The organism is Aliivibrio salmonicida LFI1238, from assembly GCF_000196495.1.
Lineage (GTDB): Bacteria > Pseudomonadota > Gammaproteobacteria > Enterobacterales > Vibrionaceae > Aliivibrio > Aliivibrio salmonicida.
In genome coordinates this window covers 3,281,306-3,306,261 of record NC_011312.1, presented here as the reverse complement: position 1 = coordinate 3,306,261, position 24,956 = coordinate 3,281,306, and the positions used below count along the sequence as shown (strand labels likewise).

17 protein-coding genes and 3 pseudogenes are annotated in these 24,956 nt (G+C 40.0%); 5 read left to right on the top strand and 15 right to left on the bottom strand.

Annotated features, from left to right (window positions below):
* The first annotated feature begins 68 nt into the window (after window positions 1–68).
* Entirely contained in the window at window positions 69–1,601 is a 1,533-nt protein-coding gene (gene gpmM / locus VSAL_RS16020; protein ID WP_044583353.1) for a 2,3-bisphosphoglycerate-independent phosphoglycerate mutase, read from the top strand.
* Window positions 1,602–1,917: 316 nt separating this feature from the next.
* Here the strand turns inward: gpmM and galE are convergent, their stop codons facing one another.
* The 3 genes from galE to VSAL_RS16005 all read right to left on the bottom strand — a co-directional run bounded on the left by galE (window position 1,918) and on the right by VSAL_RS16005 (window position 8,019).
* Window positions 1,918–2,925 (bottom strand): UDP-glucose 4-epimerase GalE, encoded by a 1,008-nt coding sequence (gene galE, locus VSAL_RS16015; RefSeq protein ID WP_012551437.1) that lies wholly within the window; start codon window positions 2,923–2,925, stop codon window positions 1,918–1,920.
* A 184-nt stretch (window positions 2,926–3,109) separates the two neighbouring features.
* Window positions 3,110–4,063 carry an acetyltransferase gene (locus VSAL_RS16010; protein WP_012551436.1) on the bottom strand — a complete coding sequence of 318 codons (954 nt, stop codon included), beginning with the start codon at window positions 4,061–4,063 and terminating at the stop codon, window positions 3,110–3,112.
* Between the two features lie 131 nt (window positions 4,064–4,194).
* Entirely contained in the window at window positions 4,195–8,019 is a 3,825-nt protein-coding gene (locus tag VSAL_RS16005) for a DEAD/DEAH box helicase (protein ID WP_049940429.1), read from the bottom strand.
* A 520-nt stretch (window positions 8,020–8,539) separates the two neighbouring features.
* Between VSAL_RS16005 and VSAL_RS16000 the strand changes: the two are divergent.
* Window positions 8,540–9,465: pseudogene (locus VSAL_RS16000) on the top strand (Rpn family recombination-promoting nuclease/putative transposase).
* A 313-nt stretch (window positions 9,466–9,778) separates the two neighbouring features.
* Here the strand turns inward: VSAL_RS16000 and hepT are convergent.
* From hepT to VSAL_RS15960, 8 genes are all read right to left on the bottom strand, one after another.
* On the bottom strand, window positions 9,779–10,207 hold the full coding sequence (gene hepT, locus VSAL_RS15995; RefSeq protein WP_012551433.1) for a type VII toxin-antitoxin system HepT family RNase toxin: 429 nt from the start codon (window positions 10,205–10,207) through the stop codon (window positions 9,779–9,781).
* Complete coding sequence (gene mntA / locus VSAL_RS15990) at window positions 10,200–10,589, bottom strand: type VII toxin-antitoxin system MntA family adenylyltransferase antitoxin (protein WP_012551432.1); 390 nt, start codon at window positions 10,587–10,589, stop codon at window positions 10,200–10,202. The genes hepT and mntA overlap by 8 nt, the downstream gene beginning before the upstream one ends.
* 286 nt (window positions 10,590–10,875) lie before the next feature.
* Window positions 10,876–11,439 (bottom strand): PD-(D/E)XK nuclease family transposase, encoded by a 564-nt coding sequence (locus VSAL_RS15985; protein ID WP_012551431.1) that lies wholly within the window; start codon window positions 11,437–11,439, stop codon window positions 10,876–10,878.
* Between the two features lie 468 nt (window positions 11,440–11,907).
* Window positions 11,908–12,426 carry an ISAs1 family transposase gene (locus tag VSAL_RS24125; protein ID WP_269447621.1) on the bottom strand — a complete coding sequence of 173 codons (519 nt, stop codon included), beginning with the start codon at window positions 12,424–12,426 and terminating at the stop codon, window positions 11,908–11,910.
* The gene (locus tag VSAL_RS24120) at window positions 12,410–13,045 is read right to left on the bottom strand and encodes an ISAs1 family transposase (RefSeq protein ID WP_083799302.1); all 636 of its coding nucleotides are present in this window, start codon (window positions 13,043–13,045) and stop codon (window positions 12,410–12,412) included. The genes VSAL_RS24125 and VSAL_RS24120 overlap by 17 nt, the downstream gene beginning before the upstream one ends.
* Window positions 13,046–13,311: 266 nt before the next feature.
* Complete coding sequence (locus VSAL_RS22350; RefSeq protein WP_012551430.1) at window positions 13,312–14,007, bottom strand: glycosyltransferase family 25 protein; 696 nt, start codon at window positions 14,005–14,007, stop codon at window positions 13,312–13,314.
* Between the two features lie 566 nt (window positions 14,008–14,573).
* Window positions 14,574–15,764: an IS91-like element ISVsa9 family transposase gene (locus tag VSAL_RS15965; protein ID WP_012548923.1), complete on the bottom strand. Its 1,191-nt coding sequence runs from the start codon at window positions 15,762–15,764 to the stop codon at window positions 14,574–14,576.
* 151 nt (window positions 15,765–15,915) lie between these two features.
* Entirely contained in the window at window positions 15,916–16,458 is a 543-nt protein-coding gene (locus VSAL_RS15960) for an outer membrane beta-barrel protein (protein ID WP_012551428.1), read from the bottom strand.
* Between the two features lie 347 nt (window positions 16,459–16,805).
* Here VSAL_RS15960 and VSAL_RS15955 point away from each other — a divergent pair.
* Window positions 16,806–17,833: pseudogene (locus VSAL_RS15955) on the top strand (IS630 family transposase).
* Between the two features lie 302 nt (window positions 17,834–18,135).
* Window positions 18,136–19,062, top strand: a complete 927-nt coding sequence (locus tag VSAL_RS15950; protein ID WP_044583352.1) for an MCP four helix bundle domain-containing protein — start codon at window positions 18,136–18,138, stop codon at window positions 19,060–19,062.
* 159 nt (window positions 19,063–19,221) lie between these two features.
* Here VSAL_RS15950 and VSAL_RS15945 read toward each other — a convergent pair whose 3' ends face one another.
* Complete coding sequence (locus tag VSAL_RS15945) at window positions 19,222–20,415, bottom strand: IS91-like element ISVsa9 family transposase (protein ID WP_012548931.1); 1,194 nt, start codon at window positions 20,413–20,415, stop codon at window positions 19,222–19,224.
* A 100-nt stretch (window positions 20,416–20,515) separates the two neighbouring features.
* Here VSAL_RS15945 and VSAL_RS15940 point away from each other — a divergent pair.
* Window positions 20,516–21,204: pseudogene (locus VSAL_RS15940) on the top strand (IS6 family transposase).
* A gap of 174 nt (window positions 21,205–21,378) precedes the next feature.
* Here VSAL_RS15940 and VSAL_RS15935 read toward each other — a convergent pair.
* The 3 genes from VSAL_RS15935 to VSAL_RS15925 form a co-directional block, all read right to left on the bottom strand.
* Window positions 21,379–23,313, bottom strand: a complete 1,935-nt coding sequence (locus tag VSAL_RS15935) for a polysaccharide biosynthesis protein (protein ID WP_012551427.1) — start codon at window positions 23,311–23,313, stop codon at window positions 21,379–21,381.
* Window positions 23,314–23,438: 125 nt separating this feature from the next.
* The gene (locus tag VSAL_RS15930) at window positions 23,439–23,987 is read right to left on the bottom strand and encodes a sugar transferase (RefSeq protein ID WP_012551426.1); all 549 of its coding nucleotides are present in this window, start codon (window positions 23,985–23,987) and stop codon (window positions 23,439–23,441) included.
* Window positions 23,984–24,946: an NAD-dependent epimerase/dehydratase family protein gene (locus VSAL_RS15925; protein ID WP_012551425.1), complete on the bottom strand. Its 963-nt coding sequence runs from the start codon at window positions 24,944–24,946 to the stop codon at window positions 23,984–23,986. Before VSAL_RS15925 ends, VSAL_RS15930 begins: the two co-directional genes overlap by 4 nt.
* Window positions 24,947–24,956: the final 10 nt, after the last annotated feature.

Sequence of the window (24,956 nt, the reverse complement as noted above, 5' to 3'; positions counted from 1 at the left end):
AACTTTGTAGTAAAATTACACAAAGTTATTTATTCGAATTTATTAAGCTATTGACGAGGAACACCTTTATGTCAGCTAAAAAGCCTATGGCGCTAGTTATTCTTGATGGTTACGGTCACCGTGAAGCTCAAGCAGATAACGCAATCACAAATGCAAACACTCCAGTTCTTGATGGTCTAATGGCTACTCAACCAAACACGCTAATTTCTGCATCAGGTATGGACGTTGGTTTACCTGATGGTCAAATGGGTAACTCAGAAGTTGGTCACACAAACATCGGCGCTGGTCGTATTGTTTATCAAGATCTAACTCGTATCACTAAAGCAATCTCTGATGGTGAGTTCCAAGAAAACGAAACACTAGTTAACGCTATCGACAAAGCGGTTAAAGCAGACAAAGCCGTTCACATCATGGGCCTTATGTCTCCAGGTGGCGTTCACTCTCATGAAGATCACATCTACGCAGCAGTAGAAATGGCAGCAGTACGTGGCGCAGAAAAAATCTACCTACACTGCTTCCTAGACGGACGTGATACACCACCTCGTTCAGCTGAAAACTCTTTGAAAAACTTCCAAGAGCTATTCGCTAAATTAGGCAAAGGCCGCGTTGCTTCTCTAATTGGTCGTTACTACGCAATGGACCGTGACAATAACTGGGATCGCGTACAAAAATCTTACGATCTAATGACAGAAGCAAAAGCCGTATTCACTTTTGATTCAGCAGTTGAAGGCCTTGAAGCGGCTTACGCTCGTGAAGAGAACGATGAGTTTGTACAAGCAACTGAAATCAAAGCAGAAGGCGAAGAATCAGCAGCAATCGTTGATGGCGATGCGGTAATCTTCATGAACTACCGTGCTGACCGTGCTCGTGAAATTACACGTGCATTCGTTCCTGATTTCGATGGTTTTGCTCGTGACGCATTCCCAGCAATTGATTTTGTGATGTTGACTCAATACGCAGCAAACATCCCTCTTCTTTGTGCGTTCTCTCCTGCGTCTCTAGAAAATACCTACGGCGAGTGGTTATCTAAAGAAGGTCAAACTCAACTACGTATTTCTGAAACTGAAAAATACGCACACGTTACTTTCTTCTTCAACGGCGGTAAAGAAGACGAGTTTGAAGGCGAAGAGCGTCAACTGGTTGCCTCTCCAAAAGTAGCAACTTACGATCTACAACCTGAAATGAGCGCACCTGAGCTGACTGAGAAATTAGTTGCTGCTATCAAATCTGGTAAGTATGACGCTATCGTTTGTAACTTCCCTAACTGTGACATGGTTGGTCACACTGGCGTATACGAAGCTGCTGTTAAAGCAATGGAAGCGCTTGATGAGTGCATCGGTAAAGTCGTTGAAGCTATCAAAGAAGTTGATGGTCAGATGCTTATCACTGCCGATCACGGTAACGCTGAAATGATGATTAACCCTGAAACAGGTGGCGTTCACACCGCTCACACTAACCTTCCTGTTCCTCTTATCTACGTTGGTAGCAAAGCGATTGAGTTTAAAGAAGGCGGTAAGCTGTCTGATCTAGCTCCTACTATGCTAGCGCTAACTGGCACAGCGATTCCTGCTGAAATGTCTGGTGACGTTCTTTTTAAGTAAGAACTATACGCTTTGCTGACTAGAAACTAGAAACTAGACCGCTTCGCTTCTATAAGAGCAAAAGCAAACACTGTGTTCGCTTTTGTTCTTATAGTCTCTAGTTAGCGCAGCGTATAGTTTCTAGTTCTGCAAATAGTAAAATGCCCACAGGCTTTATAGCCAGTGGGCATTTTTTGTTTTGGTCGAAAATAATTCAGAGGTTGCGCTGAAGACTATACGCTTCGCTAGCTAGAAACTAGACCGCTTCGCTCCTATAAGAACAAGAGCAATACTCGCTTTTGATCTTATAGTCTCTAGTTAGCGAAGCGTATAGTTTCTAGTATCCTTTCGGATTATTCGACTGCCAGCGCCACGTATCCGCCGTCATATCATCAAGAGACAATTTCGCTTCCCACTTCAACTCTTCACGCGCTTTAGCAGGGTCAGCCCAACACTCGGCAATATCACCAGGGCGGCGAGGGACTATTTGATACGGAACTTTAGCGCCAGAAGCTTTCTCAAACGCAGCGACCATTTGAAGAACACTGTTACCATTACCAGTACCCAAGTTATAAATATGCAAACCCGCTTGTTGGCCTTTGTGCTTTAACGCCGCTAAGTGACCATCAGCTAAATCCACCACATGGATATAATCACGAACACCCGTACCATCTACTGTAGGATAATCATCACCAAATACCGATAAAAATTCACGACGGCCAACAGCAACTTGAGAGATAAACGGCATCAAGTTGTTTGGAATACCTTGAGGATCTTCACCCATGGTGCCTGATTTATGAGAACCAACCGGATTAAAGTAACGTAATAGCGTCACACTCATCTCAGGGTGTGCTTTTTGAATATCAGTTAGACACTCTTCAACAATCAGCTTACTGCGACCATAAGGATTGGTTGCTGATTTTGGGAAGTTTTCATTAATTGGGGTAGACGCCGGATCACCATAAACCGTCGCTGATGAACTAAATACAATGCTGTTCACACCCGCTTTACGCATCGCTTCAACTAAAACCAAAGTACCCGATACATTGTTATCGTAATACATGATTGGTTTTTCAACCGACTCACCGACTGCTTTTAAGCCAGCAAAGTGGATCACACTATCGATTTGGTTTTCAGCAAAGACAGTCGCTAAGATTTGAGGATCACGAATGTCACCCTCATAAAATTTAGGTTTTACACCAACCAAAGCTTCAATGCGATCAAGCACCACTTCTTTACTGTTGTATAAGTTGTCTAAAATGATCGGCGTTAAGCCCGCTTCAATCATTTGTACGCAGGTATGGCTACCGATGTAACCCATTCCGCCAGTGACTAAAATATTCATTGTTTTTCTCTATTTTTAATTTATTTGAATAAGAGCCTATACGCTGAGCTAACTAGAACGCTTCGCTCTAGAAACTATAAAATCAAAAGCATTCATGTTGATAGGCTTAATTATTACACCAGCTATACCTGCACTTATAGTCTCTAGTTAGCGCAGCGTATAGTTTCTAGTTTCTAGTTTCACTCTAATATTTATTCTCAACCACTTCAATAAACTCAGCAATCGACTCTCTCGGCAACACATTAATCCCCGCCGCCGCTTCACGTCCACCACCCGTATCAAACGAGCTACAGATCTCACCCGCACCTTGCTTATTATTCAATGGCGCACGAAGAGATACCATATACGTCCCATCCGCATTTTGCGTTAATACCGCATGAGCAGAGTCAGGAGATTGATTTGCCAAAAGGTTACCATAAACTCCGCTAATACGACGTGCCCATGCTTCATTTGGTAATTCAAATAAGCCTAATTTCTCACTTTTGTGCTGCGCTTCAATCGCAAAGGCGTTATCCATATCCGATTGATAGGCATTTTGAAGCTGATAAAAAGGTGATGTTTTATCTGCAATCACATCAAAAGGCGATGGGTATTGTAATAAGGCTTGGTATAACTCTGCGGGATCAAAGTGTAAATCCCCAACCTTGGCCCCATAACCATTATAGTTGATTAAGGTCCCCAATTCTTTTAGCTGTGATTTTTGCTCACAAGATAAGCTGGCAGCGTCTGCCAAGTCATCGGCTTTAGCTATTAAGTTATCACCATAAGCGGCGGTAATCGCCCACTCATGAAATTGACCATTTAATAGGTTATCAACAATTAAAGCAGTACAAGTATTGGCATCTAAATCGATATGAGCAGACAGATTCTCGTGCTGAGGAATATCACCCGCACGATGGTGATCGGCATAAAATACCTCAGCACCAGAACGTAAAGCAAGCTCTAGAGCGACTATGTTCTTTTCCATTGAAATGTCTAATACGGTTAGCTTATCACCCGCTTGGACGTCAATTTTAGCCACTAAGTTGATATCACGTTTAACACCTGTGATTAAGGTTGATTCTTGAGGAGTAGCCAGACGAAGTTGAAGCAGAGCGATGATGCCGTCAGCGTCACCGTTGAAGATGTCGTAGTTCATATGCCAATCCATGGTTATTGTTTATTTTGAATAATATAGCATGACTAGAAATAGGTTCCGGACGGTTCTCCCCCTTTATCGCTATGGCCATTAGAGCAACATAGTCAATACAAGGGGGAGTAACTATACGCTTACCCCTCCAACAACCCTAATAGCTGCTGTGGATCTAACGTTCTACTGCTCGACGTCGCTGACAACACCTGATCCGCCAAATCACGTTTATCATGGTGCAGCGCGATGATCTTCTCTTCAATCGTATCTTTTGTTACTAAACGATAAACCGTGACAGGCTTTTGTTGGCCCATACGGTAAGCGCGATCACTGGCTTGGTCTTCTACCGCTGGGTTCCACCATGGGTCAATGTGGATCACGGTATCCGCTTCGGTCAAATTCAACCCTGTACCGCCGGCTTTTAAGCTGATCAAAAACACAGAGTTAGTGCCGTCTTTAAATGAATCAATGGCCGCCTGACGCTGTTTGGTACTCAACTTGCCATCCAAATAACTGAACGAAATATTCGACTCGGTTAATTGGGCCGAAAAACGTTTTAACACCCCAACAAATTGGCTGAACACCAACACTTTATGATCACCATCTAGCGCTTCTTCAATCAAACTCTGCGCTTCTGATAACTTGGTGCTCGCCTCTCCTTGCATTGAATCAAACACCAAGCTCACATCACAACAAATTTGACGCAACTTAGTTAATGCAGCAAAGACCTCAACCACACCACGGCTCGATGCACTTTTTAAATTCGCGAGTGATTCTTTTCTTACCGCTTCATACGCGGTTCGTTCTTTATTCGATAACTCAACATGATGCACTACCTCAGTTTTTGCAGGCAATTCAGTCAATACTTCCGTTTTGGTACGACGCATAATAAACGGACTCACCAAGGCTTTTAATCGCAGCATATCTTGTTGCTGCTTCGCCGCTTGTGAATATTTAGAACGGAACGATTTAAGATCGCCAAGCAACCCCGGATTCAAGAAGGAGAACAAACTCCATAACTCAACCAGATGATTTTCAACCGGTGTTCCTGATAATGCAAAACGATGCGCCGCTTCCAAACCAAACACCACTTTAGAGCGCTTCGCTTGTGGGTTCTTAATCTGCTGAGCTTCATCCAATACCGCACAATTCCACTCAACCTCATTCAACGCTTCGGCTAATCTCGTCACTAAACCATAACTCAGTACCACGACATCATTTGGCCCCGCCGCTTTAATTGCCGTTAACCGATCATCACACGCTTCCAAATCAATCATTACCAACTGCGGTGTAAAACGCTCGGCTTCTTGCTGCCAATTGGTCAACACCGATTTCGGGCACACCACCATACTTGGTCCTTGCGCACGATAATGGCTCAGTAACGTCAAGCCTTGCAACGTCTTACCCAATCCCATGTCATCCGCAAGACAGGCACCAAAACCGTGTTGCGATAAATGCGCCGCCCACTCCACGCTCTCTTTTTGGTAATCACGCAGAGGCGCTAATAACTCAGCATCTAACTCTGGCTTCACTCGCCACTCTTCAACTAACTTATCCCACGCGTCATCACTGTTGGCCGCCATCGACTCCACCAACTTTTGCAACGGATACGCCATGCGCAGATCAACCAATTGATCGTCATCCACCAAGCTGTCCAATAAGCTCAATTGGCGACGCAGTTGATCTGAAATCAATAAGGTTAACGACGAATTATCAGAGCTCACAAAGCCAGTACGATGATGAGCCAGCAACTGACGTAAATCCATCTCCAAATCGCTGTCAATCTGAACTCGTCCATTCACCTCAAACCAATTCTGCTTTTGATTAATCGACATTGAAAAATCATCAACCCCAATCACCTTCACTTGCTGGCTGTCGGCTTTCCAATGCAGATTTGCGCTCAACTCCCCATCAATCTTAGTAATTAACTCCAACGCGGACTCACCCTCAATTTGCCAAGTAAATGTGCTGTTTTTTTCTAAGCCTAACTCTTTAACTAATAACTTTGCGTGATGTTTTTCATTCGCTAGATCCCGTTGATACCAGATCCCATCAAAGCCACTTTCCCACTCGTTGCCTTTACCCGGCGACCAACTGACTTTGTTGTCTAACGAACCATACTCAATCGCGACATCCAACGATATTCCATTCCACGCTAGCCACAATTGAGGCTCGGCCACACACTCACCACGCGTCACGGTTCCTCGTTGCTCATCAATATCAAACCAATGAACGTGCTCGCCCAACACCGCAATTAACTCTGCCGTTTGAGTTGCTGGAAAATGTGGATCTCGAACTCTTAACTCTTCTAAAAATTCAGAGATCTGCTCTGGCGCATCAATAAAACGAAACACACTGTCATTCGATTGATGCAACCACGATTGAGTACAAGTCCGCTCTGAATAATAAGGGTACGCCTCAAAGGCCAACTCTGCCCCCTCTGTGCGCCACACCAACAACGGCGTTTCTCGATAAAAAGAGACTTGTTCACCCTGATGATCATAAAGATTATCGGCATCACACAAGGCATGAGCAACGGGCTTAGTGATTTTTGAACCACCGCCCCAAATCATGCCCTCATACGAAGCAGCAGATAAGATCGTTGTGTCACTGGTGCTGAGGATTTCTTTGTGTTTATAACCAAACTTCTCTAGCGGCACCTTGCGACCCTGACTCCAACCTCGCTTACTTTTCGCCTGAATTTTCGCTTCAACTTTCGATGCCAATGGATCCAACTGCCAAATCAAACGTTCTTGCTTTACCGCTATTGGATTTAATGTGCCGTCAATGCGCGTTAACCATTGCTGCCAAGGCGAAGCGACATGAATTAATGGATTGTCTTGATCCAGCAAACGAGTTAACGCATTTTTTGCCACCTGAGCCAGTGCAAAGTTATCCGGGTGATCTAATAACGACCTCATCTCTGAAGTACGAGCTAAGGTCATTAACCCAATCCAGACATTGGTATTATCACGCAGACGATAAGCGATAATTGATTCAATTAACATGCGCCCCCACGCCACCTGGCCTCGACTATCCACTAATGAATCTAGCCAGAGTTCAGGGTCCTCAAAATAGTGCGCCAACACACTGTCACTGGCAGTAATAAGATTGATAGACGCACGCCAATACTGCGTAGAAAGCTCTGGCATGCTATAGAAAGCCATACTCATTTTTGCTTTGGTTGCAGAGGTAAGAGAAGGGTCAAGCACACTCACCAATGCCAAATCACACAGTTGAGTAAAAGAGATTTTATCTGAATTAATAGGACGAAAAGCGTCTCGATGACGAAGATAAGTGCTATCAAAATGGGAAGCGGAAAGCAGATAGTCACTCTTTATTCTTGGGGCGAAGCACCACTTATCAAACTGAAAGTTCACACCAAACTGGTTAATTCGCCACTCATCCATCACCTCAATGGCCGTGGTAAATTCCATCTTATTTGGGCGATCGTTTAATAGCTTATACCAGTTAACCATCATCACTTGAGCAAACAGATTAACCCAAACCCGATCATTTAACTGCCAACTGATTGGATCAGAGCAGAGAATATCAAAAGCCAAGCCGATATCTGATGGGTTATTTAGTTCATGCAATAAATCCATCAGCCAATCATAATCAGAAGCCACCGCAAACAAACCCACATAAGGCGCTTTAGGATTATCGATATTCGACTCAACCAAATCTTCTAACTGGGTATTATTTACCTCACCAAATGCCAATAGCGCCCGCGTTAACCCTTGCGGAGTAAAGCATAGCTTATTGCCCTCTTGATACATCATTTTTTGCTGGCATAGATCGGAAAGTGCTTGAGTAAAGTTCAACTCACTTTGTGGTGATTCAGGCTCAGCTAAGATCTGCATCATGGCTTTTTTGACTTTATTCAGCGTATTTTGGCTACAAAGCAAAGCGGCATAGAGAGCAATATGATTAGGGGTATTGGGATTAATAACAGTAAGAGGCATGAGGGCTCGTAAGTAAAGATGAATATACATTACGATAATAATAGGGTCGTGAGAGGAATGCAATTGAAGTGAGAGTGATGAGAAATTATACGGCGGCTAGAAACTAGAAACTAGACCGCTTCGCTTCTATAAGATCAAAAGCAAGCGCCGTATCCGCTTTTAGCTCCTCCCCTTTTATCGAACTAATCACTTGGCTGAAAATGTTGATATTTGATATAAGGGGAGACTGGGAGGGGTTGGTTATAAAAAACTAAAAACTAGGCTTCAGGACGCTACGCGCAGAGGTTTCAGGGGTACTCACTTTTGATCTTCCTGAAACCTGAACCCTGCTTTCCCCTACTATCTTAATCTTTGGATCTCTTCAATACTTAAACCGTAAGCAGATGGCGATATAATCATGAATAATAAAATTGACATCAATTCTAAACAAAAACCACATTTTAAGCACTCTCAGGCACTAAATTATTTTCCATTCGATTAGTGGTATACTTAACTCAGTCAGTAGAGTGGATCACTTTTCATGAGTAAGAAAAACACAACAACGCCCCATGATGGGTTGTTTAAAGCCTTTTTAACAACGCCTGAACCGCTAAAGATATGTTGGAAATACACTTACCAACATATCTGAAAACGTTATGCGACTTATCAACATTGAAACTGGAATCAGGTTCTTTTTTAGAAGACGACTTACGTCCGTATTATTCAGACGTGCTCTACTCAATGAAAACAGAATGTGGTGACGGCTATATTTATGCTCTTATTGAGCACCAAAGCAGCCCTGACGAGCACATGGCCTTTCGTATGTTCAGATATGCTATTGCAGCCATGCAAAAACATCTTGATGCTGGAAACAAAGAATTGCCTTTAGTCGTTCCACTGCTATTCTATCATGGTAAAACATCACCATATCCATACAGCATGAATTGGTTAGATTGTTTTACTAAACCAGAAATGGCGAAAGCACTCTATAACAATGATTTTCCATTAGTAGATGTTACTGTAATGGATGACAGTGCGATAATGCAGCACAAGCGCATTGCACTATTAGAGCTCGTCCAGAAACACATTTACCAAAAAGACATCAATGATATTCTTGAATCGTTAGCCATCTTATTATTAAATGACTACCATACAGACAGCCAAGTCCGAACCCTGATTGAATACTTAGTAACGGTAGGGGAAACTCAGAACGTGAATGCGTTATTGGAAGAGTTGGCGCATCAAGTACCAAAACATGAGGGCACACTAATGACAATAGCAGAGCAACTAATTCAGCAAGGAAAACAAGAAGGACTTTTACAAGGCGAACAAAAAGGACTTCAACAAGGCCGTCAAGATACATTGAAAGAAATGGCACGTAATTTACTGCAATCAGGCGTAGATAAAGCCGCAATCATGAAAGCAACAGGATTTAGCTCTCGTGAATTAGAACTTATTTCTCATTAATACATTCCGTCATAATGTAATAAGAGAGCTAATAAGCTCGAATTCTGCACCTAGATCATAAGCTTTCTTTACTTCAACGCTCTGAAAAGCACTCTTTTCAATTTAGATAAACTCATTATTTAGCTTCTTTCATTCGACTGCGAGCTAAATAGAAACTAGAGGCTAGACCGCTTCGCTTCTATAAGATCAAAAGCAAGCACCATACTAGCTTTTGATCTTCCTGAATTCTGAAACCTCACCGGTTCTCATACTCGCCCGTCGAGGACGCAGTTCGTCCATCCTAGCCTCTCGAAGCGCCCTACTCTTATCACTTCTACTCAGTCAATAAAAAAGTGATCGCCTTCTCCGTAAAATCAGCAAGAGCTTGATAATGACCTTCACGCAAAATATCTTCAACAATCAGTAAATCAATATTTAAATAATCATGTACTAGGCCATTGCGCATACCAATAATCTGTTTCCAAGTACGCAACTCATTGCTAGAAATCAGACCATACTCTTTTAGCAAAGAAAATGATTGATAGGCTTCAGTTGGGCTTTTATTTTGGATTTTCTTTACCATATGCTTAGATAATCCAATGCACATTTCAGTAAAAACCTGTAATAGACGCTCGGCAGCTAAATAATCACGACTTTTTAAGGTCGACTGATTAAGGTCAACACGAAGCTCATTTAACTCTTTGAGGTATTTTGCTTTATGAGACTCAACTTCCGCTAGATATAATTCAAGACCTTTATTCATACAATGCACTTCTTTTGCTTTCAATTAATTGATGTTCAAACATTGAGTTAATACGATTTTGCTCTTTATAAAACAGAAGAGGATTATTGTTATAAATCAGTTTCCCGTACTCAATGACGTTAAATGCAAGGGCTATTGGTATGTGATTGATATCAACGATACTGACTTTATCTAAGGGTAGGTTCAAATGCTCAGCCCATTCCATAGCCAAACACTCAGGGCGAGTTCGCAAAGCAAAAGTAGATAACGAATGATCATTAAATGCCACCGCTAAATCAAAATCACTCTCTTGATGATGCGTACCTTGAGCGCGTGAACCATATAGCCATACAAGCTCAATGCTGTCATCGACTTTAGCTAGGCTAACGATAGAATCAATCATACTTAATCCATTATTGTTGTTTATTTGGATACTATAGCAGGGTTAAAGACTATACGCTGCGCTAACTAGAAACTAGACCGCTTCGCTTCTATAAGATCAAAAGCAAGCGCCGTATCCGCTTTTAGCTCCTCCCCTTTTATCGAACTAATCACTTGGCTGAAAATGTTGATATAAGGGGAGGGGTTGGTTATAAAAAACTAAAAACTAGGCTTCAGGACGCTACGCGCAGAGGTTTCAGGGGCACTCGCTTTTGATCTTCCTGAAACCTGAACCCTGCTTTCCCCTACTATCTTAATCTTTGGATCTCTTCAACACTCAACCCCGTTTTCAAGGCAATGGTATCATTATCAAGAACATCCAATAAATTCCTTGCCACTTCTAATATCCCTTCAGCCTTACCTAGCTCTATACCCTCGGCCTTACCTAGCTCCTTACCATCATCAAACGCGGTATCTATTACGTTATTTAAATCTCGGTAATACTTGAGGCTATTCTCGTACTCTCTTTGCTTTTCTAACGGCAATTGTGCTAATTCAGCCTCTGCAAAAAAAGACTTAAAAACACCTTCAGTCAGCAATTCTGGATAATCTTGTAAGCTTTCAAGGTTCCAATTACCCTTTTGTCCCTGCTCTTGAATAGGAAATGACGAATAAAACACACTGCGATCGACAATCTGCTTACCTAATTGCTCATTAGAAATAAAGGTTAAATCTACAATCGTTGATTCCTCTCCTTCTAATAACGTATTTAAGAAATCAATGAGAATGGTTTTATTCGCCTCAGAGCCAAACAGCTTTTTAAAGCCAAAGTCTGTAAACGGATTGAGGTACTTGTCGGTGAGATACGTCATGCTAAGCCTACTGTAAGAATAAACAGGTAAATATGAGTATATACTGTGGTTAATTAAAGAGCAAAAACTAGGATTAAGTTCGCTTCGCTGGCAAAGTTCAAAGAGGCTTGCTTTTGATTTTAGCTCCTCCCCTTTATCGAACTAATCGCTTGGCTGAAAATGTTGATATAAGGGGAGGTTGGGAGGGGTTGGTGATACATAACTCGAAACTATACGCTGCGCTAACTAGAAACTAGACCGCTTCGCTCCTATAAAATCAAAAGCAAGAGATCTTCCTCGCCTTAATTATTGAATTGGCGGTATTGCTGAGATATATGTGAATCAATCATCGAAATTAACGCGTTTGATATACCAAGGTTTAATGCCTCTTGTTTAAAATCCCGAGTCTCATGATAGATCTCTTCAATCATATTTAGCAAAGGGGTGACACAGGGTCCACGCATGAGTTGCCAAAATGTTAAATTACAGCTAAGTGCCAAATAATACCATCTCTCTAAAGTCTGTATTAAGTGCACATTTCAACTGCCGTTTCTTTAACGTTCCTTTTAAATTCACCAATTTTATGAAGTTCATACACATCTGGCGGATCCTAGATAAATTCTCTGCAGCATGCTGATACATTATCTTGCTATCGTCTTCTTTCATTACGCTATCCAACCACCAATGCATGCTTTCTACACCCCAATGGCCTCGGCATAATTTACCAAACTCTTCTGCTGATAATTTCTTAGATGATATGAAATATCTAATACCTAAAGAGCCTGAGTTACTTTTGTTATGTTTATTATAAGTCACTGCTATACATAAACTTTCTAGACCTTTCCAATCAACAGAGAAGTCTCCAAATACTTCTGTAAATGGCACAACATAATAAGACCTAACCATTTTGCTTCCGCGCTTACCGACTTCTTCCGTTTCAAATTTATCACACTCTAAATGAGCAAGTTGAGCAAGTTGAGCAAAAGAAAATTTATTTAAATAACATATTATGTAAGCGTTCTTGGTTACCTTTCACTGCTAATAAGTAATCACCTTCTCTATTAACAATATCTGCTGCAATTGTTCTCTGACAGCCCATTGCATCAAGACTAATAGTTCTGTTTTTAACTTTAATTAGCTTTAGTATTTCAGGAATTGTCGTAATTTCATTACTCTTAGAATCTGTTTTTAATTGACCTAAAACCAAGCCTGTATCAACAGAATAAGCATTTACCATATGAGTTAAGTATTTGTTTTTACTATAGTCATATGTTCCTCTTAATGATTCCCCATCAATCGCTACATGAGTCGTATCTAATGATTTTTCATACTGAATATCATTGCACCACCGTGTAAAACAAATTGAAAATTCATCTGGGTCAACCAAGCTAACTATTCGAGCAATGGTATCGTGGCTCGGTACTCCATTAGAGTAATCGCTAAATTTTCTAAACCACGTTAAATTCTCTTCACCAAAGGTATCTATCTCATCCCAGGTCTTCATTCCACACAACATTGCGGTAACTACTTGGAACATTACTTCAAAGAAATTATACGTCGATTTTCTCGACTGACGTGTATCGCTTAATATGTTAAAATGCTCTTTAAACTCGTCGTAATTCATCATTTTGTCTTCTTCTGTTTTGTTAACAGTATAAGATCATTTCTAAACACCGAATTCAAGCTATTTTAAAAAATTATATCCCGAAATATTAGGAATCACTGCGTAAATAACATGCGTGGACCCTGGACCCTGCTGCATAATTGTGTCTAGAATTCGGCACGTTTGCACTTAACCTAAACTTTGCGATAGAACCAAACATTGAGCTTTGAGAGCTAATTTTGATAAAAGTTGCAATATAGATGCGACAGAACCAACAAAATTACTATTCACTACGAATCCTTTTTATTCATAACTCGCTCATGTTCAATCGTACTTTCTAATCCTGAAAAATCTTCATATACGAAATACGGGTGCGCGTGATTGATTGTCACATATTTACTGTAAATCAAGAAATCATCGGCTAAGAAGAAGGGGTATGTACCAAGTTCTTTGTCCAACTTGATTGCACTAACCTTAGGCAAAGCGAAACCTACAGTACCATACCAATGATATTCACTCTTCTCACCAAGTAGATATCCAAACTTTCTAACAGAAGCTATCAGATTAGGCTTAATAACAATCCGCTTAATGTTAGATAAAAAACCTTTCCATACACTAAGTTTTGAATGTCCAAGAATCGTCAGATTTGAAGGGTAATTCCCTTCTCTAAAGAGGATACCAAACCAAGGCATAAGTATTGCGTCGTCTTCTAGTACCATCCAATTCTCACAATCGCTTTCGGAGATTCGCTTCCAAATACCTAAGTGGCTTAGAGTACAACCAATCTCACCCCTAGCAGGTTCACGCCCGTAAGTGTCACGGAACCTTTTAACGTCGAACAGTTTCTCTAAATCCGATATTTCCATAGCTCTTGCATCAAAAGCATCATAGAACTCGAAATCTGTAATGCCACGTTTCTTTAGTCTCTCTGTGATGATTGCACGACGAGGTGAATCTTTCAGAGATAACACTATTACTTTAATCATTTTTCAATGACTCCATAAATTTACATTCTACTCTTAATGTCCAAATTAAAAAGAAGGACATTAAGGTGGTACAAAGTGAAAACGCATAGTCTGGTATAAATTGCAACCCAATAAAAAACACCACAGGTAAGAACGTGCTTTCAAGAGAGGCCGTTGTAACAAACGGCTCAACTTTATAACAGCGTACAAAGTTGTTTCTTATAGTCTTGTAAAACAAAATCACAAAGAAAATAAACACCTGAAGCACAAACATTTGACTTGGTATTTTATCAAATAAGTAGAGATCAGGGAGTAAGGACCACAACAACATAAAGACTGAATAACCTAGGGCCAGAATACACAAGGAAATCGGTTCTGTCGCATGAAAAGGAACTAAACAGGCATATAATGCTCAAAGTTCAAGGTAAGGAATTTGAATGTTGCTGAGTTAGCATTGGCCCGTCTAAAAAAGCCAATTTCACCATCGCTGTTTTTTTAAAAGGTATCGAAAATATAATTATCGGGGATTTTATAACTGTTTTAGCCCTATTTCATGAGTTTTAGATACACTTATCCTACAAACCTTATTATGCTGCCCTCAATTCTGACTGAACTATCGCATGGGTGACTAAATCATTGACCGAATTTCCGACTCGGAAATTCGTAAACACCAGACGACTTTCACATAAAATACATTCGTACGGATCTACTTTTACATATCCTTTTAACATTGCGGCATACCCTGGCATTTTCGGCTCAGCTTCTATTGTCATACCTAAAGCTGCATAAACTCTAGGCAGAGCTTCTCCACGACGACGCATTGATAAAAAACCGTAGTATCGGATCATCTTGAAATGTTTATCAGGATAGTGCTCTACTATCCGTCTTATCATCTCTTCTGGTGATAATGTTAGGCTGTCTGTTGTTCCTGTTCGATGGTCTAAATAATTAAACGTTATCATTCCGCCTTTGGCGTAATGACTTAAACGTGACGCTGAAATCGGGGGCCGTTTTAAATACCGACCAAGATAGTTCATCGTCGGTTTTACATTATTTGTCTTTTTAGCAAAATGAAGCTTCCAACGACGATTATATTGACTGCTTAAAAAGCGTGACCAATCCGTTTTATTACGGATATAGGGGCATTCTTCGCTTGATAAATCAAGCTCATAATAAGCCTTACCCAATAAACTGACGATAGCCGCTCTCCAACAAGGCTCTGTCGTTTTCATTTGGAAGTAAATGGGTTTCCATAAACCGGTACGTTCACAAATTCCCCCACGAGTGACCGATAAATGTAAGTGCGTATTCCAATTCAGTTTTCGACCGTAAGTATGAAGAGCACAAAAGATACCGACATCTATTCCTTTATCTTTTGCCCATCCCAGCAGAATGTTTGCAGCACATTTGAATAATTTATTTAACAAACGGTTATGACGAAAGATAGGCCATAGCGTGTTTGGAAGGGTAAAGGTGATGTGTTGATATTCGCATTCAGGGAAGACATGTTGTTGCTTTTGTATCCATCGCTCTGTGGCTTTCATGCCACAGCTACTGCACGCTCGAGATTTACAGGTTTGGTGAATATATTTGATATGGGTACAGTCAGGGTTGCAACAATGATATTCGCGAGAGCCAAAAGCCGCTGTCCCACAGGACAGCATCTTTGTGACATTTTCAATCACGACCGCTCTTAGGTTAGCTTTGTTATTATGAAGAAATTTAAGCCAGTTATTTTGACTATTAAATAATTGTTTCAGGGGTTTATATGCGTGCATGGCGATAGGATAAACGATTTATTGGCAACAATGGAAGAGGTTGAGTCCTTTTGATTTGCGCCGTAGGCGCCTATTGTTCATTATTTTCGAATTAACCTAAAAGTGATACAGCTGAAGATGGAATTTGCCTCGCTTGAGCTAATATACTTAGCTAGAACTTAAGATTCAGCCCAGCAAAGAACACATCGGATTCGAAATCGTTGGCTAAGATAAATTTACGGTATTCGGCATTGAAGCCGATCGTGCTGAAGGCAACAACCTCAGCCCCAAGTCCATAATATGGATTGAGGCCCTTGTGAGACACCGTTCTCTCTGCCTGACCCGTTGGGGTAAAGGTTTTCTCAACGTTTGAGTAGTTGGCACCACCCAGCGCATAGATATTGAAAAACGAAACAGGATAAAGACTGGCTTTGAGGCCGAGGTAGCCTGTGGAGTACTTCACGTGCTGTTTGGATTGGTCAAAAGCGGTGGAAATAACATTACTGGTCATACCATCGATTCCTGCATAACCAATCTCTGTAGAGAAATTAGGATGAAACTGGTAAGAATAGTCAATTTTACTCGCGAAACCTGAGTCAGTCCAATCATTTGACCCTTCGGTGCCGCCGTAACCAATCCCAACGCCAATTTGATGGTTTGCGGCGTAGACACTAGAAGAAATAAGGAATAACAAGGGTAAGAAACGTGTTTTCATAGTGAGCTCTGTTCAATAGTTATAATGTACACTTATAACGGAAATCGCCGTCATAAGCATGAGTATTTTTGTCGGTGTGTTACGATCAAAAATTGTCTTCCAATTATACCTTAAAAATATTATCTGCCTAATGGTTTTTATAGGTTAACTTACGGATGTAACAATAAGGGGCATATCGCGCATCGAATTTGTAAACCCAGAGATTTACCTTACTAAATGTGAATTCTGATTTTTAGACATAACCCTCATTTAGATAGACGTGTTTTGCATGGCAAAGAGAAGACGAATGTATACCCGTGATCAATGAAGATGATTGATTTTTGTGTAAATAGGATCAGAATACTGGAATGAATAAAATTAAATTATCAGTAGAGCTAAAATCAGCATTAGAATTACGTCATTCAAAAGTGAGAGACGGGAATGAACGTGATCGTATTAAAGCGGTTTTATTACGCTCTGAAGGCTGGAAAGTATCAATGATTGCTCAGGCATTACGCATTCATAAATCCACGATCTCTCTTCATATTAATGATTTTTAATTAAGCAAAAGTTAACATCAAATAATGGTGGCTCAGACAGTCATTTAAATGCAGATAAAACAGACTTACTGATTTCTCATCTTACCGAAAACACCTACTTTCATACCTATCAAATTTGTCAGTATATTCAAGATGCTTGGTCTATTTGTTATTCTGTTTCAGGTATGAATAAATGGCTTCATCAACATGGTTTTAGTTATAAACAACCCAAAGGCGTACCTCATAAGTGCGATCTTGAAAAACAAGCCACTTTTGTCGAGCAGTATGAAGCCTTAAAGCGGGAGTTAACTAATGATGACATATTATTGTTTATGGATGCGGTACATTCAACACAAGCAACAAAAATAACGTCAGATTGGATACGAACAGGGATAGATAATACGATTGAAACTACAGGCAGTCGAACACGATTAAATATCGTTGGTACCATCGAGTTGGGTAATTTAGCTAACGCAGTTACAGCACAATATAAAACAGTCAATAGTGAGAGTATCATTCACTTTTTAGATGAAATAAAGCGATATTATAAGGCTTAAAAAGCTATTCATTTAGTGCTTGATGGTGCTGGTTATCACCGCTCTCATGCTGTGATTGATAAAGTAAAAGAGTGTGGAATAACACTTCACTACCTTCCACCTTACAGTCCAAATTTTAACCCGATAGAACGGCTGTAGAAAGTCATGAATGAATATGCTAGAAATAATCGTTATTTTTCGACTGCAAAATTATTTAGGGAAAGTATCAATCATTTTTTTGATTCTACTTTGCCATCTATTGGTGCTGATTTAAATACGAGAATAAATGACAACTTTCAGCGATTTTACTCTGCAAATTGAAGTGCTACAGGTATATATACAATGCATCATTGCACTAGAGGGATATGTAGAATTAGGTAGCCATTTCCATATATGAACGTTACGTGATCACGTTAGCTTTGAATTAATACTTACGTATTTATCAATTAAGTTCTTAAGTTCTCAAGTTTTAAGTAAAAGTGACGATATTATTATCTAGCGAGTAGCATGAAGAAAAGATTTAATGCTGCTGCAGGTAAGTGTGACATAAGATACGCAGGTTTCGTTTCATGTGTCGTAGGGAAAATTACAGCTCATCAATTTATGATTAAATTAGGAATCATATGAACAATATCAAAATACGTTATTTATTACTATCAATAGCTCTAATTCCAATTATTGGTATGATGGTAATTCTAATGGTCTCTTTAAATCAAACAGATAAGATAAATGCTCAATCAACAGAAATAGCAACAAACATGTTACCTTCGACTAAACTTCTTGGGAGTTTAAATACTCAAACTTCTGATTTTCGCCTAGAAGAATCAGAAATGATTATTTTAAAAGACTCTACTAAAACTATTGATGTATATAATAAGAAGTTGAAAGAAATAAATGAAATTATAGGAAAATATCGCAATTTTATCTCATCAAAACAAGAAGGTACTTTATTTGATGAGTTTGAAAGAACGTTTAAAATATATGAAACAGAGTCAAAAAAATTAATTACTCTGATTGATGAAGGCAGGATGGAGCAAGCGGCTAAGTTTCATTTTACTTCTCACCAGAAATGCTATAATGATTATAGTGAACTACTGCTTGCTTTGATTGATTTAAATGAAAAAGATTCTGTAGCTGCAAGTAATCTTGGGGATGAGCTGTTTAATAATTCAATGATAATTATAGGGCTTGTATTTTTAGGTTCGATTACCATATCAATTATTGTTTCTTTTTTTATTATTACTCGATTTGAAAAATCAATGAAAGGAATTTCAGAGGGCATTACTAGCCTCTCATTAGGAGACTTAAATAACTCTTCAGAGGTTATTAGTGGGGAAAATGAATTAGCAAGACTATCAAAAGATTACCAAGGTGTAATATCGAAGTTACAAGGGATTGTTGGGGGGTTATTTTCGGTTTCAGAGCAAGTTAGTTCTTCTTCTGAAGAGCTTATTGTTGTCATGCAAAATACAGCTAAAAATATTCAAAGTGAGTTAGCTCAAGTAGAGGTAATTTCTACTGCAATCAGTGAACTCTCAAGTACAAGGTAAGGAATTTGAATGTTGCTGAGTTAGCATTGGCCCGTCTAAAAAAGCCAATTTCACCATCGCTGTTTTTTTAAAAGGTATCGAAAATATAATTATCGGGGATTTTATAACTGTTTTAGCCCTATTTCATGAGTTTTAGATACACTTATCCTACAAACCTTATTATGCTGCCCTCAATTCTGACTGAACTATCGCATGGGTGACTAAATCATTGACCGAATTTCCGACTCGGAAATTCGTAAACACCAGACGACTTTCACATAAAATACATTCGTACGGATCTACTTTTACATATCCTTTTAACATTGCGGCATACCCTGGCATTTTCGGCTCAGCTTCTATTGTCATACCTAAAGCTGCATAAACTCTAGGCAGAGCTTCTCCACGACGACGCATTGATAAAAAACCGTAGTATCGGATCATCTTGAAATGTTTATCAGGATAGTGCTCTACTATCCGTCTTATCATCTCTTCTGGTGATAATGTTAGGCTGTCTGTTGTTCCTGTTCGATGGTCTAAATAATTAAACGTTATCATTCCGCCTTTGGCGTAATGACTTAAACGTGACGCTGAAATCGGGGGCCGTTTTAAATACCGACCAAGATAGTTCATCGTCGGTTTTACATTATTTGTCTTTTTAGCAAAATGAAGCTTCCAACGACGATTATATTGACTGCTTAAAAAGCGTGACCAATCCGTTTTATTACGGATATAGGGGCATTCTTCGCTTGATAAATCAAGCTCATCATAAGCCTTACCCAATAAACTGACGATAGCCGCTCTCCAACAAGGCTCTGTCGTTTTCATTTGGAAGTAAATGGGTTTCCATAAACCGGTACGTTCACAAATTCCCCCACGAGTGACCGATAAATGTAAGTGCGTATTCCAATTCAGTTTTCGACCGTAAGTATGAAGAGCACAAAAGATACCGACATCTATTCCTTTATCTTTTGCCCATCCCAGCAGAATGTTTGCAGCACATTTGAATAATTTATTTAACAGCCAACGGTTATGACGAAAGATAGGCCATAGCGTGTTTGGAAGGGTAAAGGTGATGTGTTGATATTCGCATTCAGGGAAGACATGTTGTTGCTTTTGTATCCATCGCTCTGTGGCTTTCATGCCACAGCTACTGCACGCTCGAGATTTACAGGTTTGGTGAATATATTTGATATGGGTACAGTCAGGGTTGCAACAATGATATTCGCGAGAGCCAAAAGCCGCTGTCCCACAGGACAGCATCTTTGTGACATTTTCAATCACGACCGCTCTTAGGTTAGCTTTGTTATTATGAAGAAATTTAAGCCAGTTATTTTGACTATTAAATAATTGTTTCAGGGGTTTATATGCGTGCATGGCGATAGGATAAACGATTTATTGGCAACAATGGAAGAGGTTGAGTCCTTTTGATTTGCGCCGTAGGCGCCTATTGTTCTAATCTTAACTAGAGCACTACATGGACTTTTCTGGCTACCAATACCCTTCAGATATAATTCTTCAAGCTGTACGCTATTACGTATCATATAAACACTCAGTACTCGTGATATTGAAGAGATTTTCACTGAGCGTGGCAGTACTATTGACCATTCCACTGTAAACCGCTGGGTTATTACTTTTGCACCTATGCTAGAGCAGAACGCACGTCAATTAAAACGTAAAGTATCGCCATCATGGCGCATGGATGAAACCTATATCAAAATTAAAGGTGAATGGTGGTATTACTACCGAGCTGTTGATAAATTTGGTGACATCGTTGATTTTTACTTGAGCAAAGAACGTGATGAAAAAGCGACGAAAGCCTTTCTACGTAAGGCTATTAATACTAATGGTTTGCCAGATAAAGTGGTCATAGATAAGAGCGGGGCTAATGCTTTAGCCTTGCACAATATGAATATCAGCTTGTGGTTAAGCGTTGTTTTTATGTTGAACTTAATAGAAATTGTCGATGTGAAATACCTCAACAATATAGTTGAGCAAAGCCACCGACCGATCAAGCAAAAAATGTATCAGGCGTTGGGTTGGAAGTCTGTAGAGGGCGCAACAGCTACCATGTCAGGCCAAGAGGTCTGGACCCAAATTAAACGTGGGCAAGTTGGTGATTTAAGTTTGCCCGTTTGGGAGCGCTTTTATGCGATCGCTGCATAATTGTGTCTAGAATTCGGCACGTTTGTACTTAACCTAAACTTTGCGACAGAACCGTTGGTTATAAAAAACGAAAAACTAGGATTCAGGACGCTGCGCGCAGAGGTTTCAGGGGTACTCGCTTTTGATCTTCCTGAAACCTGAGACCTGAATCCTGCATTTTCTCTTCCTCACCTCTCAAAGCAAAGCGTCCTGCTCTTCAGCCTTCCAAACCAAATCCCCTATTCCATCAACCGGATTAAACCCAGTCGGCGCATCAAGAAGCAACTGACGTATCCCTTCATGGTCAAAATTATGACAAACGGTATCTAATTTATCTAACAACGCATTGTATTCATCTAATGGTAAAAAATCTTCTTGTGCCGTCATGATACGTTCATGGGCCGTTGAACCAACATTGTCACCGATTAGCAATTCTTCATACAGTTTTTCACCTGGACGTAAGCCCGTGTAGTGAATCTCAATATCACCATATGGATTTGATTCATCTTTCACTTCTAAACCAGAAAGACGAATTAAGTTTTTTGCCAAATCAACTATTTTGACTGACTCTCCCATATCAAGAACAAACACATCACCCCCCTTACCCATCGCCCCCGCTTGAATCACTAATTGCGCGGCTTCAGGAATCGTCATAAAGAAACGAGTGATCTCTTCATGAGTAACGGTAATAGGTTCACGGTTTTCAATTTGACGCTTAAATACGGGTACAACAGAACCCGACGACCCTAATACATTACCAAAACGCACCATACAAAAACGAGTCCCTGCTGTTGCATCTTTTGCACGGATCTTGTTTTGCTGCTCTGCCAACGCTTGCAGACCTAACTCAGCCATACGCTTAGTTGTGCCCATTATATTGGTAGGGCGAACCGCTTTATCAGTAGAGATTAAAACAAACGATTCTACTTTTGCTTCAATCGCAGCACGAGCTGTGTAGTTAGTACCAAAGACGTTATTACGAACCCCTTCAACGACATTGTACTCAACTAATGGTACGTGTTTATAAGCGGCTGCGTGATATACCGTTTGAACTTTAAAGCTTCCCATCACTTTAGATAAGCGGTTAATACGTTGAACCGAACCTAACAGTGGAATAATTTGAATACCTAAGCCTTCAGCCTCAACAAGCAAAGATAGCTCTCTATCAATTTGATACAACGCGAATTCAGATAACTCAAATAACACCAACGCTTTAGGTTTATTACGAACAATCTGGCGGCACAATTCAGAGCCAATAGAACCACCCGCACCAGTGACCATAACGACTTTATCTTTGATGTTAGCCTCCATTAAAGCTTGCTGTGGCGCAACGGGATCTCGACCTAACAGATCATCAATAGAGACATCTTTAAGCTCATCAATACTCGCGTTGCCTGCAACGATATCTGACATATCAGGAACAGTCCGTATCTCAACAGGCAATAATGAAATGGTATCTAACACTTTTTTACGACGGCGACGAGACGCACTTGGTATCGCTAGTAGTATTTGTTTTACGCCATGGTTGATTATTATTTTTTCTGCACAAGCCGCGGTATACACATACAAACCCATCATCATGGTATTTTGTAAGGTAGGGTCTTCATCAACAAAACCCACGACTTTATGCGTTCTTGATTGACGTAGTGCTAACGCTAGCTGACGACCAGCACTGCCCGCTCCATAAATTAATACTGGATTACCCGATTTATTTGATGATTGTGCAACTAAGCTACGAATAATAAGGCGGCTACCGCCAACACTAATCGCTAAAAAAGATCCATAGATAATAGGAACAGAGCGAGGAATGTCTGCATCAAACAAAAATGCTAAGCCAGCCATCGCAATCGCAGATAACACCGTACCTAACCCGACTAAAGCCAATACATGTAAACCTAAGTATCTTAATACTGCTCGATATAGGCCTAACTTTGTAAAAATCAGTAAGGTAATAATAACGGTACTAACTAAAACATACTGACCTTCTACTGAAGGCAAAGCCTTAACTTGTCCAATACGAACCCAATAAGCACCAAGAAAAGAGAGAGCAATAAAAAATAAATCAATAATTAAGCTGATAAGGCGTTTTTTATAGCGAGATAGAGACCAAATGACGTTTAAATTAAGCATAATAAACCGTTTATATTTTTATAAGAAAAATCAGCAAAATGAATGATACGGATTAGATACAAAAAATCCCAGAAGTTATCGTGAATAGATCACCTTTCTGGGATTTTAAGTTTGTTTCAAGCAAATTATTTTACCGCATCACCCGAGCCACTGCCTGTCGCTGTCATGATGATGTATTTAAAGTAATCTTTAATGGTTAACGTATCAATCATCTGCTTGTCAGTTTTAGCTAACAATTGTGGTGTAGACATATCGATATTTTGAACTTGAGCTAAACCTGTTACACCGGGAAGTACATCATATACCCCTAATGCATCACGCTCTTTAATTAGATCGTCTTGGTTAAATAAGTTTGGACGAGGGCCAACCAAGCTCATTTCACCTTTCACCACGTTGATGAGCTGAGGCAACTCATCAATTTTGGTCTTGCGCAAAAAATTACCAAGCTTTGTGATTGATGCATTATTTGCTAAGTGGCTAGCTACCGATTTAGTTTCAACAGACATAGTGCGAAACTTAATAAGTTTAAACGGCTTTTTATTACGCCCTACTCGTTCTTGAATGAAGATTGGGGAACCGGTATCAAACAAGCCAATAATAGTTACGATAAGCAGAACTGGCCATAAGAAAAGCAAACCGAAAAAGGCTGCGAAGAAATCGATAATACGTATCATTGTTTGCTCTCTGATAGTGTCTCTGAAAGTGAAGCCATTGTTTGTTCCATTGTATAAGGTGGAGTCCAACCCAGTACATCTTTTAAATTAGAAGAATCCACTTCAAGGTTACCAACTAATTGTTCAACCATTAGTGATTTACCAAGTAGCTTAGCGCCTAAACGCATTAAGCTAACCGGCACCGGTAACTGTATTAAGTTTGTACCAAGTCCTTTAGCTATGGCATTAGTAAATCCTTTAATAGACACCGTTTCACTTTCAGACGCTAAAAAAGTATGACCACCTGCATTGGGATGTTTCGCACACGTCACCAATAAATCAGCTAGGTTCTGTACAGAAATAAAATCGCGCTTATTCTGAGTTAGACCAAATGGTAAGAGAGGCACTTTATTAACCAAACGCGTTAAAGTGCCAAAATTACCAGGGGCATTAGGACCATAGACTAATGTCGGCCGAACAATAACCAATTCCATGCCTGTTTCTTTAGCTATTTTTTTTAAGCCAATTTCAGCATCATATTTTGATTGCGCATACGCATTATGTGGTTGCAAATCAGACAGAATAGAAAAAGGGGTATTGGTGGTTGATGTGCCATTAACACGAATAGAACTGACAAAAACGAAACGTTTAACGCCAGCTTTAGCGGCTTCATTGGCTAAATGTAAGGTTCCATCAACATTAACCGATTGATAATCTGCGTCAGTAAATAAATGATTGTGAGCAAGACCAGCTAAATGTATGACTTGTTCTATCTGTGCAAAAATGATTGATGTTTTTTTTGAATCGAATAGATCAGACATTAATATCTGTCGAGAATTAGATGATTTTTCATCTAATTCTCGACTAGCAACTAAACAGCGATAATCAAGATATTTATTTACAACAGAACCAATAAACCCACTGACTCCGGTTAACAATACCGCTTCAGGTCTAAAATTAGTTGTGCATATTTTCGGCAAAAAAAACTCC